The sequence below is a fragment of the Ruegeria sp. HKCCD3925 genome (assembly GCF_057221175.1).
The window spans coordinates 233,903-257,624 of sequence record NZ_JBWVBI010000001.1 but is presented as its reverse complement, the minus strand read 5'-3'; the positions used below and the strand labels follow the sequence as shown (position 1 = coordinate 257,624).

The 23,722-nt window shown below is 57.9% G+C and carries 22 protein-coding genes and 3 tRNA genes; 17 read left to right on the top strand and 8 right to left on the bottom strand.

The genetic code is table 11. The features are described from left to right. Positions 1 to 5: 5 nt before the first annotated feature. Complete coding sequence (gene trpE, locus AC2TEM_RS01260; RefSeq protein WP_170392977.1) at positions 6 to 1,517, top strand: anthranilate synthase component I; 1,512 nt, start codon at positions 6 to 8, stop codon at positions 1,515 to 1,517. Between the two features lie 24 nt (positions 1,518 to 1,541). Here the strand turns inward: trpE and AC2TEM_RS01255 are convergent, their stop codons facing one another. Continuing rightward, a complete protein-coding gene (locus AC2TEM_RS01255) occupies positions 1,542 to 3,023 on the bottom strand; it encodes a divergent polysaccharide deacetylase family protein (RefSeq protein ID WP_480759487.1) in 1,482 nt (493 codons plus the stop codon). Positions 3,024 to 3,220: 197 nt separating this feature from the next. Between AC2TEM_RS01255 and AC2TEM_RS01250 the strand changes: the two genes are divergently transcribed. The 6 genes from AC2TEM_RS01250 (at position 3,221) to lexA (ending at position 8,038) form a co-directional block, all read left to right on the top strand. Then, positions 3,221 to 3,802 (top strand): anthranilate synthase component II, encoded by a 582-nt coding sequence (locus AC2TEM_RS01250; protein ID WP_170392975.1) that lies wholly within the window; start codon positions 3,221 to 3,223, stop codon positions 3,800 to 3,802. After that, positions 3,799 to 4,818 carry an anthranilate phosphoribosyltransferase gene (gene trpD / locus AC2TEM_RS01245; protein WP_170421815.1) on the top strand — a complete coding sequence of 340 codons (1,020 nt, stop codon included), beginning with the start codon at positions 3,799 to 3,801 and terminating at the stop codon, positions 4,816 to 4,818. Before AC2TEM_RS01250 ends, trpD begins: the two co-directional genes overlap by 4 nt. Continuing rightward, positions 4,815 to 5,627, top strand: coding sequence for an indole-3-glycerol phosphate synthase TrpC (gene trpC / locus AC2TEM_RS01240; protein ID WP_170392973.1), 813 nt, complete (start codon positions 4,815 to 4,817; stop codon positions 5,625 to 5,627). The genes trpD and trpC overlap by 4 nt, the downstream gene beginning before the upstream one ends. Next, positions 5,627 to 6,100 (top strand): cyclic pyranopterin monophosphate synthase MoaC, encoded by a 474-nt coding sequence (gene moaC / locus AC2TEM_RS01235; RefSeq protein ID WP_170421818.1) that lies wholly within the window; start codon positions 5,627 to 5,629, stop codon positions 6,098 to 6,100. Before trpC ends, moaC begins: the two co-directional genes overlap by 1 nt. Then, positions 6,097 to 7,269, top strand: coding sequence for a molybdopterin molybdotransferase MoeA (locus AC2TEM_RS01230; protein ID WP_170421820.1), 1,173 nt, complete (start codon positions 6,097 to 6,099; stop codon positions 7,267 to 7,269). Before moaC ends, AC2TEM_RS01230 begins: the two co-directional genes overlap by 4 nt. A 70-nt stretch (positions 7,270 to 7,339) precedes the next feature. Then, entirely contained in the window at positions 7,340 to 8,038 is a 699-nt protein-coding gene (lexA, locus tag AC2TEM_RS01225) for a transcriptional repressor LexA (protein WP_170392970.1), read from the top strand. Here lexA and AC2TEM_RS01220 read toward each other — a convergent pair. Next, the gene (locus tag AC2TEM_RS01220; protein ID WP_170421824.1) at positions 8,032 to 10,059 is read right to left on the bottom strand and encodes a ComEC/Rec2 family competence protein; all 2,028 of its coding nucleotides are present in this window, start codon (positions 10,057 to 10,059) and stop codon (positions 8,032 to 8,034) included. The genes lexA and AC2TEM_RS01220 overlap by 7 nt on opposite strands. Positions 10,060 to 10,137: 78 nt before the next feature. On the opposite strand from AC2TEM_RS01220, the gene gltX reads away from it, so the two are divergent. The 3 genes from gltX (at position 10,138) to AC2TEM_RS01205 (ending at position 14,066) form a co-directional block, all read left to right on the top strand. Then, positions 10,138 to 11,544 (top strand): glutamate--tRNA ligase, encoded by a 1,407-nt coding sequence (gene gltX, locus AC2TEM_RS01215; RefSeq protein WP_170421827.1) that lies wholly within the window; start codon positions 10,138 to 10,140, stop codon positions 11,542 to 11,544. 114 nt (positions 11,545 to 11,658) lie between these two features. Then, a complete protein-coding gene (gene gltA, locus AC2TEM_RS01210; protein WP_170392967.1) occupies positions 11,659 to 12,954 on the top strand; it encodes a citrate synthase in 1,296 nt (431 codons plus the stop codon). Between the two features lie 170 nt (positions 12,955 to 13,124). Further along, entirely contained in the window at positions 13,125 to 14,066 is a 942-nt protein-coding gene (locus AC2TEM_RS01205; protein WP_170421830.1) for an autotransporter domain-containing protein, read from the top strand. Positions 14,067 to 14,075: 9 nt separating this feature from the next. Here the strand turns inward: AC2TEM_RS01205 and AC2TEM_RS01200 are convergent, their stop codons facing one another. Continuing rightward, positions 14,076 to 15,143, bottom strand: coding sequence for a PA0069 family radical SAM protein (locus tag AC2TEM_RS01200; protein ID WP_480855958.1), 1,068 nt, complete (start codon positions 15,141 to 15,143; stop codon positions 14,076 to 14,078). A 315-nt stretch (positions 15,144 to 15,458) separates the two neighbouring features. Here AC2TEM_RS01200 and AC2TEM_RS01195 point away from each other — a divergent pair, with 315 nt between their 5' ends. Both AC2TEM_RS01195 and AC2TEM_RS01190 read left to right on the top strand, forming a co-directional pair. After that, positions 15,459 to 16,157: a corrinoid protein gene (locus AC2TEM_RS01195; protein WP_170392964.1), complete on the top strand. Its 699-nt coding sequence runs from the start codon at positions 15,459 to 15,461 to the stop codon at positions 16,155 to 16,157. A 101-nt stretch (positions 16,158 to 16,258) separates the two neighbouring features. Continuing rightward, positions 16,259 to 16,924, top strand: a complete 666-nt coding sequence (locus AC2TEM_RS01190; RefSeq protein ID WP_170421836.1) for a DUF1638 domain-containing protein — start codon at positions 16,259 to 16,261, stop codon at positions 16,922 to 16,924. A gap of 3 nt (positions 16,925 to 16,927) precedes the next feature. Here the strand turns inward: AC2TEM_RS01190 and AC2TEM_RS01185 are convergent, their stop codons facing one another. Continuing rightward, positions 16,928 to 17,338, bottom strand: a complete 411-nt coding sequence (locus AC2TEM_RS01185) for a SufE family protein (RefSeq protein ID WP_170392962.1) — start codon at positions 17,336 to 17,338, stop codon at positions 16,928 to 16,930. 141 nt (positions 17,339 to 17,479) lie between these two features. Here AC2TEM_RS01185 and AC2TEM_RS01180 point away from each other — a divergent pair, with 141 nt between their 5' ends. Further along, positions 17,480 to 18,004, top strand: a complete 525-nt coding sequence (locus AC2TEM_RS01180) for a hypothetical protein (protein ID WP_170392961.1) — start codon at positions 17,480 to 17,482, stop codon at positions 18,002 to 18,004. On the opposite strand, the gene rnd is transcribed toward AC2TEM_RS01180, so the two are convergent. From rnd to purM, 3 genes are all read right to left on the bottom strand, one after another. Beyond that, entirely contained in the window at positions 18,001 to 19,158 is a 1,158-nt protein-coding gene (rnd, locus tag AC2TEM_RS01175; protein ID WP_170421839.1) for a ribonuclease D, read from the bottom strand. The genes AC2TEM_RS01180 and rnd overlap by 4 nt on opposite strands. Positions 19,159 to 19,268: 110 nt before the next feature. After that, on the bottom strand, positions 19,269 to 19,865 hold the full coding sequence (purN, locus tag AC2TEM_RS01170; protein ID WP_170421841.1) for a phosphoribosylglycinamide formyltransferase: 597 nt from the start codon (positions 19,863 to 19,865) through the stop codon (positions 19,269 to 19,271). Continuing rightward, positions 19,862 to 20,908, bottom strand: coding sequence for a phosphoribosylformylglycinamidine cyclo-ligase (purM, locus tag AC2TEM_RS01165; protein WP_170422444.1), 1,047 nt, complete (start codon positions 20,906 to 20,908; stop codon positions 19,862 to 19,864). Before purM ends, purN begins: the two co-directional genes overlap by 4 nt. Positions 20,909 to 21,015: 107 nt before the next feature. Between purM and AC2TEM_RS01160 the strand changes: the two genes are divergently transcribed. Then, a tRNA-Ile gene (locus AC2TEM_RS01160) sits at positions 21,016 to 21,092 on the top strand. Between the two features lie 2 nt (positions 21,093 to 21,094). On the opposite strand, the gene AC2TEM_RS01155 is transcribed toward AC2TEM_RS01160, so the two are convergent. Further along, entirely contained in the window at positions 21,095 to 22,414 is a 1,320-nt protein-coding gene (locus AC2TEM_RS01155) for an ATP-binding protein (protein ID WP_170421844.1), read from the bottom strand. 44 nt (positions 22,415 to 22,458) lie between these two features. Here AC2TEM_RS01155 and AC2TEM_RS01150 point away from each other — a divergent pair, with 44 nt between their 5' ends. The 3 genes from AC2TEM_RS01150 to AC2TEM_RS01140 all read left to right on the top strand — a co-directional run bounded on the left by AC2TEM_RS01150 (position 22,459) and on the right by AC2TEM_RS01140 (position 23,713). Then, positions 22,459 to 23,373 (top strand): MBL fold metallo-hydrolase, encoded by a 915-nt coding sequence (locus tag AC2TEM_RS01150; RefSeq protein WP_170421846.1) that lies wholly within the window; start codon positions 22,459 to 22,461, stop codon positions 23,371 to 23,373. Between the two features lie 73 nt (positions 23,374 to 23,446). Continuing rightward, positions 23,447 to 23,521 (top strand) — tRNA-Asn (locus AC2TEM_RS01145). A gap of 117 nt (positions 23,522 to 23,638) precedes the next feature. After that, positions 23,639 to 23,713 (top strand) — tRNA-Asn (locus AC2TEM_RS01140). Positions 23,714 to 23,722 lie beyond the last annotated feature (9 nt).

Below are 23,722 nucleotides of genomic sequence, written 5' to 3'. Positions count from 1 at the left end.
AGAACATGGCCCTGACCCCGGATTTCGAAAATTTCGCGCGCGCTTATGATGCAGGCGAAAATCAGGTCGTCTATACCCGCCTCGCCGCTGATCTGGATACGCCGGTTTCACTGATGCTGAAACTGACAGGCGCTCAGAAAGACGCCTTCATGCTCGAGTCGGTAACCGGGGGTGAAGTGCGTGGGCGCTATTCGATCATCGGAATGAAGCCCGATCTGATTTGGTGCTGTCAGGGCGAGACATCGGCCTTGAACCGATCAGCCCGCTTCGATGCCGAGGCGTTCGAGCCACAGGATGGCAACCCGATGGACAACTTACGCGCCTTGTTGGCTGAAAGCCGCATCGCGCTTCCCGATGACCTGCCGCAGGCCGCCGCTGGCCTGTTTGGCTATCTGGGCTACGACATGGTCCGGTTGGTGGAATACCTGCCGGATGTGAACCCTGACCCGTTGGGCCTGCCCGATGCGATCATGCTGCGCCCCTCGGTCATTGCTGTGTTGGACGGCGTCAAAGGCGAGGTTACCGTGGTGTCGCCCGCATGGGCCAGCGAGGGCCAAAGCGCCAAAGCCGCCTATGCGCAGGCCGCCGAGCGTGTGATGGATGCCGTGCGTGATCTTGAGCGTGCCATGCCGGCCGAGACGCGCGATCTGGGTGACGCAATAGAAGTTGGGGCTCCTGTCTCTAACTTCACCAAATCGGGCTATATGGAAGCCGTTGAAAAGGCCAAGGAATATATCCGTGCAGGTGATATCTTTCAGGTCGTCCCAGCCCAACGCTGGACACAGGATTTTCCGCAGCCGCCATTTGCCCTCTACCGCTCGCTGCGGCGCACCAACCCGTCGCCGTTCATGTTCTATTTCAACTTCGGCGGCTTTCAGGTCGTAGGCGCAAGCCCAGAAATTCTGGTGCGTGTCTTCGGCAATGAGGTCACAATCCGCCCTATCGCGGGTACCCGCCCGCGTGGCGCGACGCCCGAAGAAGACAAAGCCAACGAAATCGACCTGCTGGCCGACAAGAAAGAACTCGCCGAGCACCTCATGTTGCTGGACCTGGGCCGCAATGACACCGGGCGTGTTTCTAAGATTGGAACCGTGCGTCCTACCGAAGAGTTCATCATCGAGCGCTACAGCCACGTGATGCACATCGTATCAAACGTGGTCGGTGAACTGGCCGAAGACAAGGACGCATTGGACGCGTTCTTTGCCGGGATGCCTGCAGGCACGGTATCAGGCGCGCCCAAAGTGCGCGCGATGGAGATCATCGACGAGTTGGAGCCTGAAAAGCGCGGCATCTACGGTGGCGGTGTCGGGTATTTCAGCGCAGGCGGCGACATGGATATGTGCATCGCGCTGCGGACGGCCATTGTGAAAGACCACAAACTGTATATCCAAGCTGGAGGCGGCGTTGTCTATGACAGCGACCCAGAAGCGGAATACATGGAGACCGTCCATAAATCGAACGCCATTCGCGGCGCGGCTGCGGATGCGGCGCGGTTTACAGGCAGCGGAAACAGCTAGTGGGGTGGCGGATGGTCGCTGCCGTCACCCGTCCGTCAGCGATCCGGCAACGCCCTGCTGGACTTCTTTCATCATCACGGCAGAAATTGGGGCCATCGCCACGCGGCTGCCGCGATCCTCAAGCCCCCACAGCAACAGAGCCGAGATCGTCTCGGGACGCAGACGACCCAGCATCACCACGGCACCTTCCTGTCCGGCGCGGAAGGCTGCCTGATCCAGAAAACGCCGCATGATCTTGGGGTCCTGTTTGGCACCATCGAAATCGCGGAACACTACGCTGGATGGAATGCCGTTGCGCGCTGCAAGCTTTTGCGCAGTGTTTAGACCATTGTCCTGCGTCACCAGCCCGCGCCCGGTATCTCCAGCAATCGCCGCAACCTGATCAGCCAGCTTTCGGTTGCCCTGAATGCCGCTTCCGACACCTTCCAGAATGCCAACGGTTTGAGGCAATTGATCCAACCACACCGACAACGACACCTCAGCGTCCTGAGCACTGGCGGCTTCGTGCATGTCAACCAAGGCCAATACTTCAAATCCAGCCTCGCGATGACGGGCCATTTTTTCCGCTGCATTAGGGTCCGACGGGCTGACGGCAAAACTTAGCGGGTATGGGAAATCCTGCAACGCCTCGGCCCCAAAAGCCCCTTCATCATCGATCAGAATGATCGACATCAATGGCTTGGATTCTGGGTTTTCGAAGGTGGCAGCATGTGCTTCGATGGGCTTGGCCACCACTTCTGGAGTAATCACGGCTTGTTCGACGGGCGGGTCATCCCTCTCGGTTAGGGGCACGACACGCTTGCCGATCAACGAGCCGGAACCTGTGGCCCCCTCTCCGCCAATTTGCGGCAGGGTCAATACGCGCGGCTGACGTACAGGGCGGGTATCTTCTTCACCCTCAACCGCGATTGGATTTTCATCAGGCACGGGTTCCGCTTCCTGAGCCTCTGGAGCTGCCTCCGGCACATCCGCGTTCTCAGGCTGCAAGGCAGCGACCCGAGGGGCCTCCTTGGGCGTTTCTTCCGCCACCTGCGGTTCCGGGGCTTCCTCGGGCGCAGGCGCTGCTGGAGCATCCGCGAGCGCTGCCGGTTCGGCTTCCTGTTGTGGCGAGGTCGGTTCGGCAAGTGGATTTGGCGGTGCCGCGGGCGCTTCGGTTTGAACGGTCACGTCAGAAGATGAGATCGCTGCAGGTGCCTCGGCTACGGTCGGTGCTCCACCCGCCTCAGGACGGGCACCGGGCTCAAGCTCGATACCTGCCAGGCCATCCAGCGAATCTGATGATAGATCGGGGGTTTCAGGGCCGGATGGTGGCAACTCAACCAGATCGGCATCGGCATTGCTTTCTTCAACTTTCGCAGGCTCCAGGGGCTGCGGAGTATCAGCCACTTCGGGCGCGGTTGCCGTCACATCTGGTTTACGTGACAAAGGAGTTGTCAGCGAAAGAACCGCGCCCAGTGCCAATACCGAGACCGCCCCGGCGATCACTCCACCGTAAAATCCGCTCATCGAAATCTCGCCTCTCGCGTTGTTTCGTGCCTCATCCACCCAGACGCCATCTTCCGCGGCGCTCACCCGCACGGTGTCAAGTTGGGTATGTCCTCTTGACGCTGCCGCACAAGCCTGAGCATGTATGTCCCGACATTATACCGCGCTCAGGGACTGCATCGCCAGCCCGAAATGCCCATAGGAAGATAAGTGCCCAAATGCTGCTGCTGATCGACAACTATGACTCGTTTACCTACAACCTCGTTCATTATCTGGGTGAGCTCGGGGCCGAGATGGTCGTGCGCCGGAACGACGCGCTGGACGTACAGGAAGCAATGGCGATGAACCCGGCTGGTATTCTGCTCAGCCCCGGCCCATGTGACCCCGATCAGGCGGGTATCTGTCTGGCGCTGACCGAGGCGGCAGCCGAAACGCAAACACCGCTGATGGGTGTCTGTCTGGGGCATCAAACCATCGGTCAGGCATTTGGCGGCAAGGTTGTGCGCTGTCATGAGATCGTGCACGGGAAAATGGGCACGATGAAACACACCGGCAAAGGTGTATTCGCTGGCCTGCCCTCGCCCTTCGAGGCCACCCGGTATCATTCGCTTGTTGTAGAACGCGAAAGCCTGCCCGATTGCCTTGAGATCACGGCCGAGCTTGAGGATGGCACGATTATGGGTCTGCAGCACAAAGAACTGCCGATCCACGGCGTCCAGTTTCACCCGGAATCCATCGCGTCCGAGCATGGTCACGCCCTGCTTAAGAACTTCCTGAACGAAATGAAAGTCCCCGCATGAGCGACGCTCTGAAACCTCTGATCGGTGCTGCGGCCGATCGACCTTTGACCCGTGCCGAGGCTGAACAGGCCTTTGGCATCCTCTTTGATGGGGCCGCCACGCCCAGCCAGATCGGCGGGTTGCTGATGGCAATGCGCACGCGCGGCGAGACGGTCGAGGAATACGCCGCCGCCGCTGCCGTAATGCGCGCGAAATGCAATGCAGTGAAAGCTCCCGCTGGCGCGATGGACATCGTTGGCACGGGGGGCGACGGCAAAGGAACACTCAATATCTCGACAGCCACGGCTTTTGTGACGGCTGGCGCCGGTGTCACCGTTGCAAAACACGGTAATCGGAATCTGAGCTCGAAATCCGGCGCAGCAGATGCTCTTGGGCAGCTAGGTATCAACGTAATGGTCGGCCCGGAAGTCGTTGAAAAAGCGCTGAAAGAGGTCGGTATCGGCTTTATGATGGCCCCAATGCACCACCCGGCGATCGCTCATGTCATGCCTTCGCGGCAAGAACTGGGGACGCGCACGATTTTCAACATTCTGGGCCCCCTGACCAACCCCGCCGGAGTGAAGCGCCAACTGACCGGTGCGTTCAGCCGCGACCTGATCCGCCCGATGGCCGAAACTCTGGGTCTGCTTGGGGCTGAACATGCCTGGCTAGTCCACGGCTCAGACGGTACGGATGAGCTTACGATCACCGGGGTCAGCTGGGTCGCATCAGTTGAGGACGGCGTTGTCAAAGAGGTCGAGCTTCACCCCGAAGATGCAGGCCTTCCGGTGCATCCGTTCGAAGATATCATCGGCGGCACGCCCGAAGAGAACGCGGTCGCCTTCCGCGCCCTGCTGGATGGGGCACCTTCAGCCTACCGCGACGCGGTGTTGCTAAACTCGGCAGCGGCGCTGGTCGTTGCAGATGCGGCACGCGATCTGCGCGAGGGCGTTTCGATGGCCACAGAAAGCATTGATAGCGGCAAGGCCCGTGAAAAGATCACCGCGCTGGCGCGCATTACACAGGAAGCCGCATGACCGAGACCGTTCTGGACAAAATCAAAGCGTACAAGCTGGAAGAGATCGCTGCGGATAAGGCGCATAAGCCTCTGGAAACACTAGAATCTGAGGCACGGAACGCACCCGAGGTACGCGGTTTTGCCGAAGCCCTGCATTCGGCTATGCGCAAGGGGTACGGATTGATCGCCGAGGTCAAAAAGGCCAGCCCGTCCAAAGGTCTGATCCGCGCTGATTTCGATCCGCCCGCGCTTGCCAAAGCTTATGAAGAGGGCGGCGCGGCTTGCCTGTCGGTTCTGACGGACACGCCTAGCTTTCAGGGTGACAAGTCCTTTCTGACCGAAGCGCGCGCGGCCTGTTCGTTGCCAGCATTGCGGAAGGACTTCATGTACGACCCCTATCAGGTGGTCGAAGCGCGTGCATTGGGTGCGGATTGCATCCTGATCATCATGGCATCGGTCAGCGATGCACAGGCCGCCGAGCTTGAGCAAACCGCGTTTGACTGGGGCATGGATGTTCTGATCGAAGTCCATGACGCAGACGAGCTTGAGCGGGCATCGCAGCTGAAAAGCCCGCTGATCGGGATAAACAACCGCAATCTCAAGACCTTCGAGACGACTCTTGATACAACTCGTCATCTGTCAAAGCTGGTTCCAGCGGATCGCACGATCGTCTGCGAGAGCGGCCTGAGCACTCCGGCGGACCTCGCCGATATCGCCCGCTACGGTGCGCGCTGTTTCCTTATTGGTGAAAGCCTGATGCGTCAGGATGATGTAGCTTCGGCAACTCGAGCACTGCTCGCCAACCCGCTCATTCCCGGAGTGATGTGATGCCGCTGACCCATTTTGATGCCAAAGGTGAGGCCCATATGGTGGATGTGTCCGACAAGGCTGTCACTGACCGGGTTGCGGTTGCATCTGGATACATCAAGATGGCGAAGGAAACCTTTGATATCATTTCAGAAGGACGCGCTAAGAAAGGCGATGTTCTTGGTGTTGCCAGACTTGCGGGCATAATGGGCGCCAAGAAAACGCCTGACCTGATACCTCTGTGTCATCCGCTACCCGTGACCAAAGTCGCCATTGAACTGAGCTTAGACCCGAACCTTCCCGGCGTTCAGATTGAAGCAACTGTAAAAACTTCGGGCCAGACCGGCGTAGAGATGGAAGCGCTGACAGCAGTCTCGACAGCCGCACTGACGGTTTACGATATGGCGAAGGCCGTGGACAAATCGATGGAGATCGGCGGCATTCGTGTTCTACTGAAAGACGGCGGAAAATCAGGGCGTTACGAGGCATCATGATCTCGGTTGAAGAAGCGCGGGCTCTGCTGTTCGATCTGGTCTCACCGCTGCCCGCAGAAACGGTTGCCCTTGCCGAGGCTGCCGGTCGTATCCTGGCAGAAAACGTTGCAGCAACGCGTGATCAGCCGCCTTTTGCTGCGTCATCGATGGATGGGTACGCCGTCAGGGCGGCCGAAGTCGAACTGCATGCAATGTTCAAAGTGGTTGGCGAAGCAGCGGCCGGACGTCGCTTTGCTGGAAGCGTCGGACCCGGCCAAGCTGTGCGGATATTCACTGGTGCGCCTGTGCCGGATGGTGCAGATTTCGTCGTCATACAGGAAGATGTCGACCGACGCGGTGATCTGATCACCATAACCGACGCCCCCGGTGAAAAGGCCAATATCCGCCCTGCGGGGATCGATTTCAGCATCGGCACGCAGATCACGGCCCCACGCCAGCTCAGACCCGAAGATGTCGCATTAATGGCAGCGATGAACATCGCTTCGGTCCCTGTGACCCGCAAACCCGTGGTTGCATTAATCTCAACCGGTGACGAACTGGTGATGCCCGGAGAAACACCCGGCCCCGATCAGATCATCGCCTCAAATACCTTTGGTCTTAAGGCGTTACTGGAAAACGCTGGCGCACAAGTTCGTGTACTTCCTATCGCACAAGATACTTTAGCCTCACTAGAAACAGCTTTTGGCTTGGCACAGGGCGCTGACCTCGTGGTGACCATCGGAGGGGCGTCGGTTGGCGAGTACGACCTGGTTGCGGATGTCTCGGAAGGTCTTGGGTTGAAGCAATCGTTCTACAAGATTCGCATGCGACCGGGTAAACCTCTGATGGCCGGGCAGCTTGGGGGTGCTGCAATGGTCGGTCTACCCGGAAACCCGGTCAGTGCCATGGTGTGCGGTTACCTGTTCCTCATCCCAATGGTGCGCCGCATGTTGGGGATTGAACAGGCCCTACAGCCATTCCAACGCGCCCGCCTTTCTGCCCCGCTCGGAAAAAATGGCCCGCGTGAGCATTATATGCGGGCGGTGTTGGACAACGGCGGCATCCGCGCCTGTGATGATCAAGACAGCTCGCTGCTTAGTGTTTTGGCGCAAGCCAATGCACTATTGGTACGCCAACCCCACGATCCCGCGCGCGAGGCCGGGGATGAGGTCCTTTACCTGCCGATCTAGCAAATCCGTTGACACAAAACGTGAACATGCGTAGAACAAAAGAAAACGCATGAGCGACGAGGTATGAGCAATGCTGACCAAGAAGCAATTGGATTTGCTGGAATTCATCCACAAACGCGTGCAAGCGGACGGTGTTCCGCCCAGTTTTGATGAGATGAAGGCCGCGTTGGATCTACGGTCAAAATCCGGGATTCATCGACTGATCACCGCGCTTGAAGAACGTGGCTTTATCCGCCGCCTTGCCCATCGGGCTCGTGCCATCGAAATTGTCAAGCTGCCAGAAAGCCTTGGGGGAGAGCCCACGGCAGGTTTCAAACCGCGTGTGATTGAAGGCGATCGCCCTGAAGGTCCACGCCCCGCGAACTTTGAACCCGTCACAGTTGATGCGATGGAATTGCCTGTTATGGGCCGGATTGCTGCCGGTGTACCGATCGAAGCGATCAGCCATGTTTCGCACCGCGTTGCGGTACCGGGCTCGATGGTTTCGGGCCGTGGTGAACATTATGCGCTTGAGGTTCGTGGCGACTCGATGATCGACGCCGGTATCAACGATGGCGATGTCGTGGTGATCCGCGAAACAACGGCCGCTGACAACGGTGACATCGTGGTGGCATTGGTGGAAGATCAGGAAGCCACGCTGAAACGGTTTTTCCGCCGAGGTCAGGCCATTGCGCTGGAAGCGGCAAATCCGGCCTATGAGACCCGCGTGCTGCCAGAGGACAAGGTGAAAGTTCAGGGCCGCCTGGTAGGCTTGATCCGAAGCTACTGAGGCAGCTTGGGGGACCATAGGCGGCGGCCTGAGATACCAGAACTCGCGAACAAACGCCCCTTGGATAACGCAAGACTGCCTGTCTTCCGCAGAAATTCCGTATCGTAAACGCTGCATTCACCGGTCAAAGTCAACGACACCGGGGCGACAATGATCTGATCTTTCCTGCATTCCTGAAAGGCGCTCGCAGCCCGCTTGCCAGTCAAGTGGACAAGCTCTTTGTCTCCCAGAAGAAAACGTTGAATTCCCGCTGATGCCTCTGGCCATCGCAAAGCGGCCTTTGGTTGATCTGCCCCGTCCCCGTCATTTTCCAGCCACACCGACGCGACAAATCCGCTACCTTTCGGTTTGCTCAGCGCGCGCCCGTGTTCAGTCATCACTCCGACCAGCCCGCCGGTATCGGCGATCAGCACGTCTGGGCGGCTTCCCTGACCCCACAGCGCTATCGCTAATGCTGCCGGAGCGATGCCGAGCCACCGTGCGCGCCCTTGCCACAGCATTAGCCACAGAAGAGACAGAGCCAGAGCAGGCAATACGAAATAGTCTGGGCTTACTACGTACCCGCGCGCGCCCTCCAGTCCCGCGACCCAATTGGCAACGGTAAGGATCCATCTCAGCCCAAGACCCATTACGTGCAATGCAATCGCTTCAAGCCCAAAAGGTGCAAGAAGGGCGGCGACCACCGCACTTGGAACGACCAGCGTTCCCATGACGGGCACGGAGACGAGATTTGCCAACAACCCATAGTGCGAAATAGCGTTAAAATGCGCCGCCCCGATCGGAGCTGTCGCGATCCCCGCGATCGCCGAGGATGTCAACAAGGCCAGCACAGGCCGCAGCCACTTTGGGCCTGGCATTGGGCCATAGTCCCGCAATGCGCCGAACCCTGCGACCAAGGCGGTTGTAGCAGCAAAAGACATCTGAAATCCGGGGCTCAATAGAGTTTCCGGGCGCAAGGTAAGAACAATCAGCGCAGCCATGGCCACCGCCCGCAATGAAATCGCGCGCCGGTCCAGCAATACGGCCCCCAGCATAACGCAGACCATCACAAAGGCGCGCTCAGTCGCGACGTTCCCACCAGACAGAAGCAGGTAGATTGTCGACGCGAATAACGCACAGAGCGCGGCCACCTTGCGTACGGGCATGCGAAGCGCGAGGACAGGTACCATTGAGAACCCCATGCGGCACGCCACAAAAACGAAACCGGTCAACAAACCCATGTGAAGGCCCGAAATCGCCAGAAGATGAGCCAGGTTGGACGCGCGCAACGCCTCTAACGAGGCCTGCCCCATCCCGCTGCGATCACCGGTAGTTACGGCGGCGGCAAAGCCCCCGACTTCGCCCGGCAGGATCGTGCGCACCCGATCCGAGATCTCCATGCGCAAGGCCGTGATACGCACTCCGTCCAAACCATCTTGCGCCGCAGCCGACGTCAGGACCGGAACCCGAGTGTATCCAACAGCGCCGAGTTGCTGGAACCAGGCGTGGCGGCGAAAATCAAAACCTCCGGGTTCAACTGGCCCTTGCGGCGGCGAAAGATGTGCTGTGGTCATAATCCGCTGACCCGGGGACAGCGCAACTGACTCCCCGTGAATAGACAGCCGGATGCGCCGGGGTCTTTGATCAGCAGGAACGTCCCCGATCCGCACCTGATCCAATGTCACCCTCAGCGCATCCGACGCAGAGCGGTCCAGCGCTACGACCCTCCCCTCGACCGGGCCATAGTAACGCCATTGCAGGACCGGCTCCGCAACCATATGTGCCCGCGCCCCGGCCAGAGCGAACCCCATCGCGATCAGGGCTAAGCCAGTGGCCAACGGTGACCACGCGGCCCCCATCAAACGGGTGGAGGCAAGCGCCAGCAAGGCAAGCGCCAGAACGCCGACATAGAGCTCAACCTCGGGTTCGAACCTGAGGCTGAAATACCAGCCAATCCCGGCCGCCAGGCAGATCGGGGACCACGGAAACAAGTGTCCCCGCTGGGTCAGCAATGCGGTCTCGACCCGTGTCAGAACACGCATGGTTGCCCCCGTCCTTCGGGCTGGGTAGATAGTCGCCAAACTATGCCCGCTAAGGTTACCAAAAGGTTAATCCACACCATGTCCGATCAGGTCGTCACCCGTTTTGCCCCCTCTCCCACCGGATTTCTGCATATCGGTGGCGCCCGCACTGCGCTGTTCAACTGGCTTTATGCGCGGGGTCGCGGCGGCAAGTTCCTGTTGCGGATCGAGGATACCGATCGGGAACGTTCCACGCCGGAAGCAACAGCGGCCATACTGCAAGGCATGGACTGGCTAGGGCTTGATCATGACGGTGAGGTCGTCAGCCAATTCGAGGGTGCCCCTCGACATGCAGAGGTCGCGCATCAATTGCTGTCCGACGGCAAGGCATACAAGTGCTTTTCGACGCAGGAAGAAATCGCTGCATTCCGTGAACAGGCGCGGGCCGAGGGGCAGTCGACCCTGTTTCGCAGCCCGTGGCGCGAGGCTGACCCTGCCACACATCCCGACGCACCTTACGTGATCCGCATCAAGGCTCCGCATGACGGTGCCACTGTGATCCGCGATCAGGTGCAGGGCGATGTCACCATTCGCAACGATCAGTTGGATGACATGATCCTGCTGCGTTCGGATGGGACTCCGGTCTATATGCTGGCCGTTGTGGTTGACGATCATGATATGGGCGTGACTCATGTGATCCGGGGCGACGATCACCTCAACAACGCCGCCCGTCAGATGATGATCTACGAGGCGATGGGTTGGGATGTACCAGTCTGGGCGCATATCCCTTTGATCCATGGACCAGATGGGAAAAAGCTCAGCAAACGTCACGGTGCGTTGGGGGCGCAAGAATATCAGGCTATGGGATATCCGGCATCCGGAATGCGCAACTATCTGGCTCGGCTGGGCTGGAGCCATGGGGATGATGAGTTCTTTACCGATGCCCAAGCTAAAGAGTGGTTCGATCTGGATGGCATCGGCAAAAGCCCGGCGCGATTTGATGTGAAGAAGCTTGAAAACCTTTGTGGACAACATATTGCCGTCGGGGAAGATGCCGCGCTGCAGCATGAAATTCAGGGATATCTGAAGTCAGCTGGTTTGCCGCCGCTTTCCGAAACACAATCCAGTGATTTGATCCGTGCGATGTATTGCCTCAAGGACCGCGCACGCACGTTCCCGGAACTCATTGAAAAAGCTCATTTTGTGCTTACGTCGCGACCTATCCAGCCAGATGAAAAGGCCGCAAAGGCGCTGGCATCTGTATCCGACGGTATACTGAAAGAATTGACGCCGCAGCTGCAAAATGCTAGCTGGTCCCGGAACGAACTGGAGGAGACCCTGAATTCGTTCGCAGAGGCGAATGGGGTTAAGTTCGGCAAATTGGCTGGTCCGCTGCGGGCGGCACTAGCGGGCCGGGCAGTTACACCTTCGGTATTTGACATGATGCTTGTGCTTGGGCGCGATGAAACCCTGGCGCGGCTTTCTGATGCAGCGAACCCGGCCTGATTTCACATAAGGGTAACGCTGCTCCGTTAAGAACGGACTGCGCGACGGAACGCAGTCGTTGCCTGCTTTGTCGGACAGCGATCCGGCATGCGCACGAATGAAGAAGGGACAAACATGACCGAGAGCAAAAAATCAGCCAAACTGACTGTCCACGGCGAAAGCTATGATCTGCCGGTGTTTTCTCCGACCGCTGGGCCCGATGTGATCGATATTCGCAAGCTCTATGGTCAGGCTGGCGTCTTTACTTATGATCCAGGTTTCACGTCGACCGCAAGCTGTGACAGCACCATTACATTCATCGACGGTGACAAGGGCGAGTTGCTGCATCGCGGTTATCCGATCGAACAGATCGCCTCGAAGTCGCATTTCCTCGAACTCAGCTATCTACTGCTGTATGGCGAGCTGCCTTCGGCGAAGGATCTGGAGAACTTCGAGACCACAATCACCCGCCACACGATGCTGCACGAGCAGATGCAGTATTTCTATCGCGGCTTCCGCCGGGATGCGCATCCGATGGCCATCATGGTGGGTGTGGTTGGTGCCATGTCCGCGTTCTATCACGATTCGACCGACATCGCGGACCCGCGTCAGCGTGAAGTAGCTTCGCACCGTTTGATCGCAAAAATGCCGACCATCGCGGCCTGGGCCTACAAATACCATATCGGTCAGCCCTTCGTGTACCCGCGCAACGACCTGGACTATGCGTCAAACTTCCTGCGCATGTGTTTTGCCGTTCCTGCCGAAGATTACGAGGTGAACCCGATTCTGGCACGCGCCATGGATCGTATCTTCATGCTGCAGGCGGATCACGAACAGAACGCCTCGACTTCGACGGTGCGTCTGGCATCTTCTTCGGGTGCAAACCCGTTCGCCTGTATCGCGGCCGGTATCGCCTGTCTCTGGGGTCCGGCCCATGGTGGTGCGAACCAGGCTTGCCTTGAAATGCTGGAAGAGATCGGCAGCGTGGACCGCATCCCCGAGTTTATCGAGCGCGCCAAAGACAAAGATGACCCGTTCCGTCTGATGGGCTTTGGCCACCGCGTCTACAAGAACTTCGATCCACGCGCGAAAGTGATGAAGCAATCGGCAGACGAAGTACTTGACCTGCTGGGCGTGGAAAACAATCCCAAACTACAGGTCGCGAAGGCGCTGGAAAAACAGGCTCTGGAAGATCCGTATTTCATCGAAAAGAAACTGTTCCCGAATGTCGACTTCTATTCGGGCATCGTGATGGAAGCGATGGGTTTCCCAACGTCGATGTTCACGCCAATCTTCGCGTTGTCACGCACCGTTGGCTGGGTCAGCCAGTGGAAAGAAATGATTGCCGATCCACAGAATAAGATCGGACGCCCACGTCAGCTTTATCTGGGCGCGACCAACCGCGATTACGTGGACATCGAAAACCGCTGATTCACACACAATATCGATGTGAAGACCCCGGTTATCCGGGGTCTTTTTTCCTTGGCGTTACCAAAATGAGACCGTTCGAAACCAATCGTAAATGACTGTTTCGATGCATCTTTCCGCACTGCCTCAGTCCGCCTAATGTTGCCGCGTCCGGCGAATAGTGTTTGGTTCTCATGCGTTTAATCCTATTGTTCATTATGTTGCTAATTGCGCAATCGGCATCCGCTCAAAGCGTGCTGGAACGTGCTTTTGAGAAGCAGCAGCAGGAAAACGCCGCCGGGTCGCTGGCAATCTTAGGGCTAGCAGGCATCCCGGATGATTCTGCCAGCGCAATCTCGCTGCAATCAAATACAGACAATCGCGATTACGATTTCAAATCCGCCCAGCTGGGCGGCGGGTTTCGCCTTGCTGAGGGCGTGCCGATCTATCTTGAGGGGTATATAGGCTACGCGCGCTATGACCCCGTTCTGACCTTCAGCGGCACCGGAGACACCACGCGTATTCCGCTGAAATGGACCAGCCTCGCCCTGACCGGCGGTGTCGGCTATCAGTTCGACATCGGCGAGTATTGGAAAATGACCCCGATGGCCCATATCTCGGTCGGGCGTACGCAATCCGACGCATCTGTCGGTGCGCAAGCCATCGCCAACCGCCTGGGGCTTGATCGAGACTTTCTCGAAAGCGGCGGCATCTGGGCTGGTGGCGCAGGCGGATCGATGACGGTCTCGTACGAGAAAGCTCTGTCCAACGACCGGGAATTCGAGGCAAGCCTGCGCTATACCCATATCGAATACTGGCCTATCGGAGACAACGAGGACCTGTTGGTTGAATCAACTGCCGCAAATGCAGTTCTGTGGTCACGCTACCGCTTTCCAACTGGAAAACGCATGTTCGGTCGCCCGGTCCGCTGGGTGGGCGATCTGTCCCTGTCCTATCTGATCGGGGATCAGTCACTTGTATTGGGCACCGACTGGCTGGCCCGCGTAGGTGGTGGGATCGAGGTCGATCTGTCTGACACATGGGTGCCTTGGGTATCAACGACACGGTTTATGGTCCGCTACTACGGCAGCGATACCGTCAACGGCTTCTCGGCCGGTATTGGCATTAGTTTCTGAACCAAGGCTTCAAAACAAAGCCAGTTGATCACCGGGCTGGGGTGAAGGTGCAAACGCCGCACAGTTCAGAGGCGGCATGTCTGTCGACAGCCCGAGACGTTTGACTGTGGCCTTGAACCGTTGCGCAATCATCTCGGCATAGGTCCCCTCGCCCCGCATGCGGTGGCCCCACCGGGGGTCATATTCCCTACCCCCATGCATTTCGCGCAGCCGTGCCATCACCTTCTCAGCCCTGCCCGGCTGATGTTCGATCAACCACTCGCGCCAGAGCGCGGATACTTCACGCGGTAGCCGCAGCATGATCCAGCTTGCAGCATCGGCGCCAGCCTGCTTTCCGGCCTCCAACAGGTTTTCCAATTCATGATCGGTTAAACTGGGAATCACCGGAGACGTCATAACGCGCACAGGCACGCCAGCCTCGGTCAGGTTGCGGATCATTCCGAGCCTGCGCTGCGGCGAAGGTGCTCGTGGTTCCATCCGTCGGGAAAGATCGCGGTCCAATGTGGTCAGCGAGATGCCAACCCGGACAAGGCCATTGCGGGCCATCGGTGCCAGAATATCAAGATCACGCTCGATCAGAGCCCCCTTGGTCACAATACCGACCGGATGCTGAAAATCTCTCAGCACCTTTAGACAGCTTCTTGTTATCTTGCGGTTTTTTTCGATCGGTTGATAAGGATCGGTGTTGGTGCCCAGTGCAATCGTGGCCACCTTGTAAGAACGTGCCGAGAGTTCGCGACGCAATAGCTCAGCCGCATTGGGTCGCGCAACAAGGCGGGTTTCGAAATCCAAGCCCGGAGACAGCCCCAGATACGCATGCGTTGGCCGAGCAAAGCAATACACGCATCCATGCTCGCAGCCCCGATATGGGTTTATGGATCTGTCAAAAGGTAGGTCCGGCGACTTGTTATAGGTAATCAGATTGCGCGCCATTTCTTCCCGAACTTCGGTCCGCAAAGGGGGCAGTTCGTCTGGCAAATCCCAGCCATCTTCGGTCAACTCGGTTGTAAACCTCTCGAATCGACCTGCTTCGTTTGAGGTTGCTCCGCGCCCAGGGCTTTTGATGGCAGTAGTCATTTGTTCGCCTTTTGTTCCTATCACTAGATGTAATTAAAACCAGTTTCACTGGCAAGATTCATGTTTCGTTTCCCAAAAATCATCAGATGCTCGAAACAGGCGACGCATTAGACTGCAGGTGAATTTACCGTGGCTAATGAAACCAATGCAGGATGATCTTGCAAAATTCGATGTCGCTGAGTGCGAATATTCGGCCTATAGGTCGGTCTCAGAACGACCTAGGTCGCAATCGTCACAGTAGACCTGCGACGAAATGGCCAAAACGGTGAAAATGCCACCACGGGCCGCAGGCCCGCACAGCTCAGGGAAATACCCATGTCTGATGAAGAAGACATCGTCCTGTCCGAACTGAATGACGACGAACTCGTCGAACAGATGTTCGATGACCTTTATGACGGCCTGAAGGAAGAGATCGAAGAAGGTGTGAACATCCTGCTCGAGCGCGGATGGCAACCCTATGACATCCTAACCAAAGCGCTGGTTGGCGGCATGACAATTGTCGGCCATGACTTCCGCGACGGCATCCTGTTCGTGCCTGAGGTGCTGCTGGCGGCCAACGCCATGAAAGGCGGTATGGCGATCCTGAAGCCTCTGCTGGCTGAAACTGGTGCTCCGCGCGTTGGCAAGATGGTGATCGGCACCGTAAAGGGCGACATCCATGACATCGGCAAGAACCTTGTTGCGATGATGATGGAAGGCGCCGGGTTCGAAGTTGTCGATATCGGCATCAACAACCCAGTCGAGAACTACCTCGAAGCGCTGGAAAACGAACAGCCCGACATTCTGGGCATGTCCGCTCTGCTGACGACGACGATGCCTTATATGAAGGTCGTAATCGACACGTTGGTCGAACAAGGCCTGCGTGATGAGTACACCGTTCTGGTTGGCGGCGCTCCGCTGAACGAAGAGTTCGGCAAGGCGATCGGCGCTGACGGTTATTGCCGCGACGCAGCCGTGGCGGTGGAAATGGCCAAGGACTTCATGTCGCGCAAGCACAACCAACTGGCCGGCTAAGGCGCGAGATCATATCGTGAGACAGGCCGTCCTTTTTGGGGCGGCCTTTTTTGTCCGAACCTCGGGCACATATATAGCTAGAGACCAGCCAGAGAGATCAGATGACCGACTCACAGATCCCAGACGATGACAGCCTGACCCGTCAGGGCTATGTCGCAGCGCACAGCGCCGAGTCGATTCTTCTGATCGCATGCGGTGCACTGGCCCGCGAGATTCTGGACCTGAAAGAACGGAACGGCTGGGATCACATGGCCCTGACTTGCCTGCCCGCCATTTTGCATGTGCACCCGGAAAAGATCACACAGGCGGTCGAGGATGCGGTTGCCAAGCATCGAGACTCATACGACCGCATCTACGTTGTCTATGCTGATTGCGGAACCGGTGGGTTGCTACAAGCAGCGTGCGAGCGACTGGGGGTCGAGATGATCCAAGGGCCCCATTGCTATTCCTTCTTCGAGGGCAATCTTGCCTTTGCAGCGCATGGCGACGATGAAACCACCGCTTTTTATCTGACAGATTTCCTTGCGCGGCAGTTTGATGCGTTTGTCTGGAAACCGCTGGGTCTGGACCGTCATCCTGAATTGCGAGAGATGTATTTCGGAAATTACACCAAGCTCGTTTATCAGGCGCAAACCGATGATCCCGACTTGACTCGTCGCGCGCAGGAGTGCGCTGATCGGATGGGGCTGGAGTTCGAGCGTCGGCAAACCGGCTATGGCGATTTGGAAACCACGCTTGCTGACTGGGCAGCGCGCAAATCCACCTAAAAGTCAGGCGCTGGCCAATGCCACTTCGCGAATACGTTCTATCATAGCGCGTAACCCGTTTGAACGTTGGGCAGACAAATGATCCTGCAACCCCAGTCGCGCGAGTTCTCCACCGGCATCAACACTGGGCACCTCGGCCACCGGCAAGCCGTTATACAGGCTACGCAGAACCGCAATCAAGCCCCGAACAATCAGGGCATCGCTGTCACCGTCAAAGCGGAATTGACCGCCCTCAATGGTTGGATGCAGCCAGACCTGACTGGCGCAACCATTCACCTTGGTCGCAGGGACTTTGAATGCATCATCCAGAGGCTCCATCGCTTTGCCCTGCTCGATCACATGGCGATAGCGGTCTTCCCAGTCCTCCAGGAACTCGAAATCCTCGACTATCTCTTCGAAGGCTGGCGTTGCCATATCGGGTCCGTCCTTGCGTTACGCATTCACAATTGTGAACTATGCTCAGCGCTACCGACTGTCCAGTCCCCAGCGTGGCTTTTCAAACGATCGAATTTGCGTTAACCCGATGCAGGTAAAGTTGCACAAAGTACTGGGTCCATGCACAAAACTCTGCCTGTTCTGATGATCTTCACAATGGCTCTGTCCGCTTGTAGCAACTGGAGCAACTCAAGCGCGAATCCATCGAACTGGTTTGGCAGCAGCACACCCAGCCCATCCGAAGTATCAGCCGATGACGCCAATGCATTGGTTCCCGAAAATGCCGACAAAAAAGGCCTGTTCGAGCGTCCGGACGCCGAGGATAACAGCGTTCCAATCGCCGTGATCAACGAATTGCGGATCGACCCAACCTCGACGGGCGCAATCATCTATGCGGCTGGCACAGCCATTCGACAGGGTGCGTTCAACGCACAGCTCGCGCGCGTAAGATCCGAAGAACTCAGCAAAAATGGCGTTATGGAGTTCACCTTCCGCGTGGATTACCCGGACTACGCCACTGCGCAGGGCACCGAACGGTCGCGGATGGTTTCAGAGGCCGTCAATGTAAGCCGAAAAGAACTGGAAGGTATTCGTTTAGTTCGGGTCAAAGGCCAGCAGAACGCGTTGGAATCTCGTCGCCGTTAGAGCGAGACAACCTGTACAGCCTGTCCCTTGGCTGCCAAAGCAATCTTGCCTTCGCAAAGCTTCAGCGCGTCCTCGCCAAAAACCTCGAACCGCCAACCGGACATGGCGGGAACTTCTCGTTCGCCTGCAGCGATCTGATCCAATTCCGCGCTGGAGGCGATCAATTTTGCGGCAACGCCTGCGCTTTCGGTCTTTGATTTCAAAAGAACGCGCAGCAAATCTGCAAGCGCCGGGTTGACCTTCAGCTTGTCGCGGCTGTTGTCAATCTTCGGCAACCGGTCATGCGGGCAACCTACGCCCCGTTTTACCGCCTCCAGAATGCCTTCTGCGATCGCCCCCTTGCGCGCTTCGCGCAGCAACAAGCGCGACCCGCCCAGATCAGAGGGCGTCTTGGGCTTGGTCGAGGCCATCTCGATCAACGCATCGTCTTTGAACACACGGCTTCGTGGCACATTGTTCTCTTGCGCATAGGCTTCACGGAACTGCGCCAGCTCTCGAACCACGGCCAGAAACTTGGCAGAGTTGGTCCGCGTTTTGACCCGCCGCCACGCCTCTTCCGGGCGAATGTCATATGTCTCGGGTCGGGTCAGTATGCGAAGCTCTTCTGCGACCCAGTGATCCCGGCGCGACTTCTTAAGTTCTGCAGCCAGATGCTCATAGATTTTCCGAAGATGGGTTACATCTGCCAGTGCGTATGTTTTCTGCGCATCCGTCAGAGGGCGCCGTGACCAGTCGGTGAAGCGAGAAGTTTTATCGACCCCTTCCTTGCAGATCTTCCGGACCAGAGTTTCATAGCCAACCTGTTCACCAAAACCGCAGACCATCGCAGCGACCTGAGTATCAAACAACGGAGTCGGAAAGACACCCGCGTCGACCCAAAAAATTTCAAGATCCTGCCGCGCCGCGTGGAAAACCTTGACCACGCTTTCGTCGCTGAACAGCTGGTACAAAGGCTCCAGCGACATGCCGTCAGCCAATGGATCAACCAGAACGGCGCTGTCTTCATCTTCCGATGGCACCGCAAGCTGCACCAGACAGAGTTTCGAATAATAGGTCCGTTCGCGCAGAAATTCGGTATCTACAGTGACATAAGGATATTGTGCAGCAGCCGAGCAGAATGCGGCCAGCTCTTGCGTCGTCGTCAGGGTTTTCATGCGCGGTGCTGTTCTTGCTTTTGGTTATTGTGACTGCCCGTGCCGTCCTCGTCCCGAGCGATATGCGACCATAAGACGAATAACCTTTGCGTGTAAATCACCCCGCCGCGTTAGGGCAGAAGAACTGGGTCTTTGTTGCCCATACAATAACGGCGAAGCACGGCAGGGTAGAGTTTGTGCTCCCAGGTCAACACGCGGGCGGCGAGCTCCTCAGGCGTGTCCCCTACCCGTACACCCACGCGCGCCTGACCCAGAATCGGTCCGTCATCCAACGCGGCAGTAACTTCGTGAACGGTGCAGCCATGTTCGGCGTCGCCTGCTTCAATTGCGCGTGCATGGGTGTTCAAACCCATGTACTTAGGCAAAAGCGATGGGTGGATGTTCAGCATCCGGCCCTGGAAACGCGATACAAATTCACCCGTCAATACACGCATGAAACCGGCCAGACAGACAACATCCGGCTGGGCTGCCATAAGCGGCTTAAGCAGTTCTGCTTCAAACGCAGCGCGATCTTTGCCAAAGGGCTTGTGGTCGACGGCTGCGGTCGGAATTCCGCGCTGTGCAGCTTTCTTCAGCCCTCCGGCATTTGCGTCGTTCGACAATACCAGACATGGTCGGCCTGGATGATCGCCATTCATGCTGTCGACCAGCGACAGCATGTTCGATCCGCCCCCGGAGATCAGGATCGCGACGCGCTTGTGGCTCACAGCAGTTTGCCTGAATAGGCAACACCCGGCGCTGCGGTGACCGTTCCGATGCGCGCAACGGATTCGCCTGCCTCTGCAAGCAGTGTTGTAAGATCATCTGCCTGATCTGCAGCGCAGACAACAATCATGCCGATGCCGCAGTTGAAGGTCTTCAACATCTCGGACTCGGCGATGCCACCGGTCTCGGCCATCCATTTGAACACAGGCGGCAAGTCCCAAGCACTCAAATCAATCTCGGCCCCGAGCCCTTCGGGCAATACGCGCGGCAGATTTTCGGTGAGGCCGCCGCCGGTTATATGGGCAAGCGCGCGAACGCCGCCAGCCCGGATCGCCTGCAGCGCTGGTTTCACATACAGCCGCGTGGGGGTCAGCAGAGCCTCACCCAATGTTCCGCCACCGAAAGGCGACTCTTCCTCCCAGCCCAGCCCGGACATTTCAACCAGTTTGCGCACCAGCGAATAGCCGTTGGAATGCACCCCGTTCGAAGCCAGCCCCAGCAGGACATCACCCTGTTCAACGCCCTCGGGCAATGCGGCCCCGCGTTCCATGGCACCAACCGAGAAACCGGCCAGATCGAAATCGCCGTCAGGGTACATACCCGGCATCTCGGCGGTTTCACCACCAATCAGGGCGCAGCCAGATTGGACACACCCCTCGGCAATTCCTTCGATAATCCGCGCGGCAGTATCGGTGTCCAGCTTACCGGTGGCAAAATAATCCAGGAAAAACAGCGGCTCAGCACCTTGGCAGATCAGATCGTTGACGCACATCGCCACCAGATCGATTCCCACGCCATCGACAACGCCGGTATCAATTGCGATCCGCAGCTTGGTGCCCACACCATCGGTTGCGCCCACCAGAACCGGGTCTTGATAGCCAGCCGCTTTCAGGTCGAACAGAGCGCCAAATCCGCCTAGCCCGCTCATCACGCCCGAACGGTTGGTGCGCTTGGCCGCAGGCTTGATCCGATCGACCAGAGCGTTGCCTGCATCGATATCTACACCTGCGTCGGCATAGGTGATTCCGTTCTTGCCCGCTGTCATGGCCAATCCCTCATGAGTGCTTTGCGCGCGGGTTATTCGATTGTGGGCCATGTTGCAACGGTCAGGCTTGACGCGGGCTGCCATCGTGATACCCAAGGCGGCACGGTGGGCCTGTAGCTCAATTGGTTAGAGCAGAGCGCTCATAACGCTTTGGTTGGGGGTTCGAGTCCCTCCGGGCCTACCAATTCACCGTCCAATCACGATATCCGCGCATAATCCGCCCAGCCTTTCGCTGCTGCCCAGTCGCAGAATACCACCATGTACGCGGGCGATATCGGCAACAATCGCAAGTCCCAAACCCACGCCGGTGCCCTGATTCTGGTTTCGCGCCGGATCAAGTCGCGTGAAGGGTTTGACGGCCTCGGTGCGTTGTTCGATCGGGATACCGGGGCCGTCATCTTCAACCCGAATGCGTAGTGACTTTGGCGTCATCGAAAGGCTGACCTCGGCGCGTGAACCATAGCGATTCGCGTTTCCAATCAGATTCTCTACTGCCCTGCGCATGGCCGATGGGCGCAGCATTGCCGTTCCACGCCCCTCGACCGAGATTAGTTCAACGTGCTGGCCCGCGCGCTGTGCATCGTCAACGATTTGGCTCAGCCAGTTTTCGGGTTCAATCTCTTCGGGTGCGCTCTCTGCAGCGCCACGCGAGAAGTCCAAGAATGCATCCAGCAGCGATTGCATCTCGTCCACGTCTTGCAACAACGGTGCGGCCTCGTCCTCGGGCAACATAGCTAATCCAAGTTTCAGACGCGTCAGAGGTGTGCGCAGATCGTGGCTGACCCCCGACAACATGAGCGTGCGCTGCTCAATCTGCCGCTCGATTCGGGCGCGCATGTCAACGAAGGCATTGCCCGCAGCGCGTACCTCAATTGCACCACCGGGTGAATAAGGCACGACCCGCCCGCGACCAAAGGCCTGCGCCGCGTCCGCAAGGCGCGTGATCGGGCGCAACTGATTGCGCATGTAGAGAAACGAGATCGTTGTCATCAGAGCCGCAAAGAACACCATCGTCACAATCAGCTGATGCGGTGCAGTCGGCGACAGGCGTCGGCGATCAAACTCTAGCTCAAGCATGCCCAGATTGGTTGCCAGAAAAAGACTCACTTCCTGTCCATTTGGCAGAGCCACATACTGGGTTTCAGGCAACAAGCTGCGCATTTCCGCATCCACCTGCGGGGCAATGAAATCGTACCATCGACGCGGACTGTTTTTCGGCTCTTCATTCGGCGGCAGAAAGCGGGCGGTCATGTTCAAGACCGACAAGTCCTGCCGCGCAGCTGCCAATGCCTGCTGCTGGGTTTCCGCACCCTCCATCACGTCCAGCACCAGTGTCACCTCGCGCGCCGCCGTGCGGGTCATCTGGGCGGTCACTTCTTCAAGATGTTTTTGCAAAAAGGCAATCGCCACCACCAAAAGCACGACAATGACCGGCAGTACCAGAATGAGTGCGGCACGCGCATATAGGCTACGCGGCATATAGGGTTTGAGCCATTGGGTCGACATGCGCTAAACCTAGCGGGCTGCCCGGGCAAGAGGAAGAGGTCAGAATGCAAGCCCCCGACGATTTCAACCCTCTCCCTGGACAGGTTGCCGTGCTCACCCCGGGACTTAGGCGCATTCTTGCGCCCAATCCCTCGCCAATGACTTATCGTGGTACGAATACCTACCTTCTGGGCGATGAGGACATTGCTGTCATCGACCCTGGGCCATTGAGTGATACCCATATGCAAGCCATAGTTGATGCGCTGGAACCCGGGCAGCGGATCAGCCACATATTTGTTACGCATACCCATCTGGATCACTCGCCTTTGGCCGCCCCGCTCGCATCCCGCACCGGCGCTCCGGTTCTGGCTTTTGGTGGTCCGCAAGCTGGACGCAGCGAAGTCATGACCGAGTTGGCCCAGAACGGGCTTGCCGGAGGTGGTGAGGGAATCGATGCCGATTTCCGCCCTGATATCGAGCTTGAAGACGGTGAACGCGTCGCGGCAGAAGGCTGGCAACTCGAAGTGATCCACACACCCGGCCATCTGGGCAACCATATCGCGTTGGCCTGGGGGGATGTCTGCTTTACGGCTGATCACGTCATGGGCTGGGCCAGCTCTCTGGTCTCGCCCCCGGACGGAGACCTGACGGATTTCATGGCAGCCTGTCGCCGCCTGCGTGCGCGCGAGTGGTCGGTTTTTCATCCGGGCCATGGTGCCCCTATCACGAATCCTGCCAAGCGCCTGGATTGGCTGATAGACCACCGATTGCAGCGGGAATCACAGATACTCGACGCCCTGGAAAATGGCCCAGAAACGGCCCAACAGCTTGCCCAGCGAATCTATATCGAAACCCCCGCCGCGCTGCTTCCCGCGGCCGAGCGTAATGTCTTCGCCCATCTGGTTGATCTGACCGGCAGATCCCGTGTAGCGCCCTTGGGGGATCTGTCAGTTGCGTCTCGTTTCAAGCGCATCGCGTGAATCGGAAAAAATTGACGGCCCGTGCGCTTCCCCTCTGGACGCCGAAAATACGGGTTGTTATACGCCCCTCAGTTCCGGCGTAGCTCAGCGGTAGAGCAGTTGACTGTTAATCAATTGGTCGTAGGTTCGATCCCTACCGCCGGAGCCAAATCACACCAAATTCTTCATAATTAGCTACGTGAGCCACGGCGAAGTTTTTTCGCAGAAAAAACTCCACTACCCCACTGGACGCCGCAATTTGAGGTTGCTATACGGCGCGGACCGTTCCGGCGTAGCTCAGCGGTAGAGCAGTTGACTGTTAATCAATTGGTCGTAGGTTCGATCCCTACCGCCGGAGCCATTCTTCCCA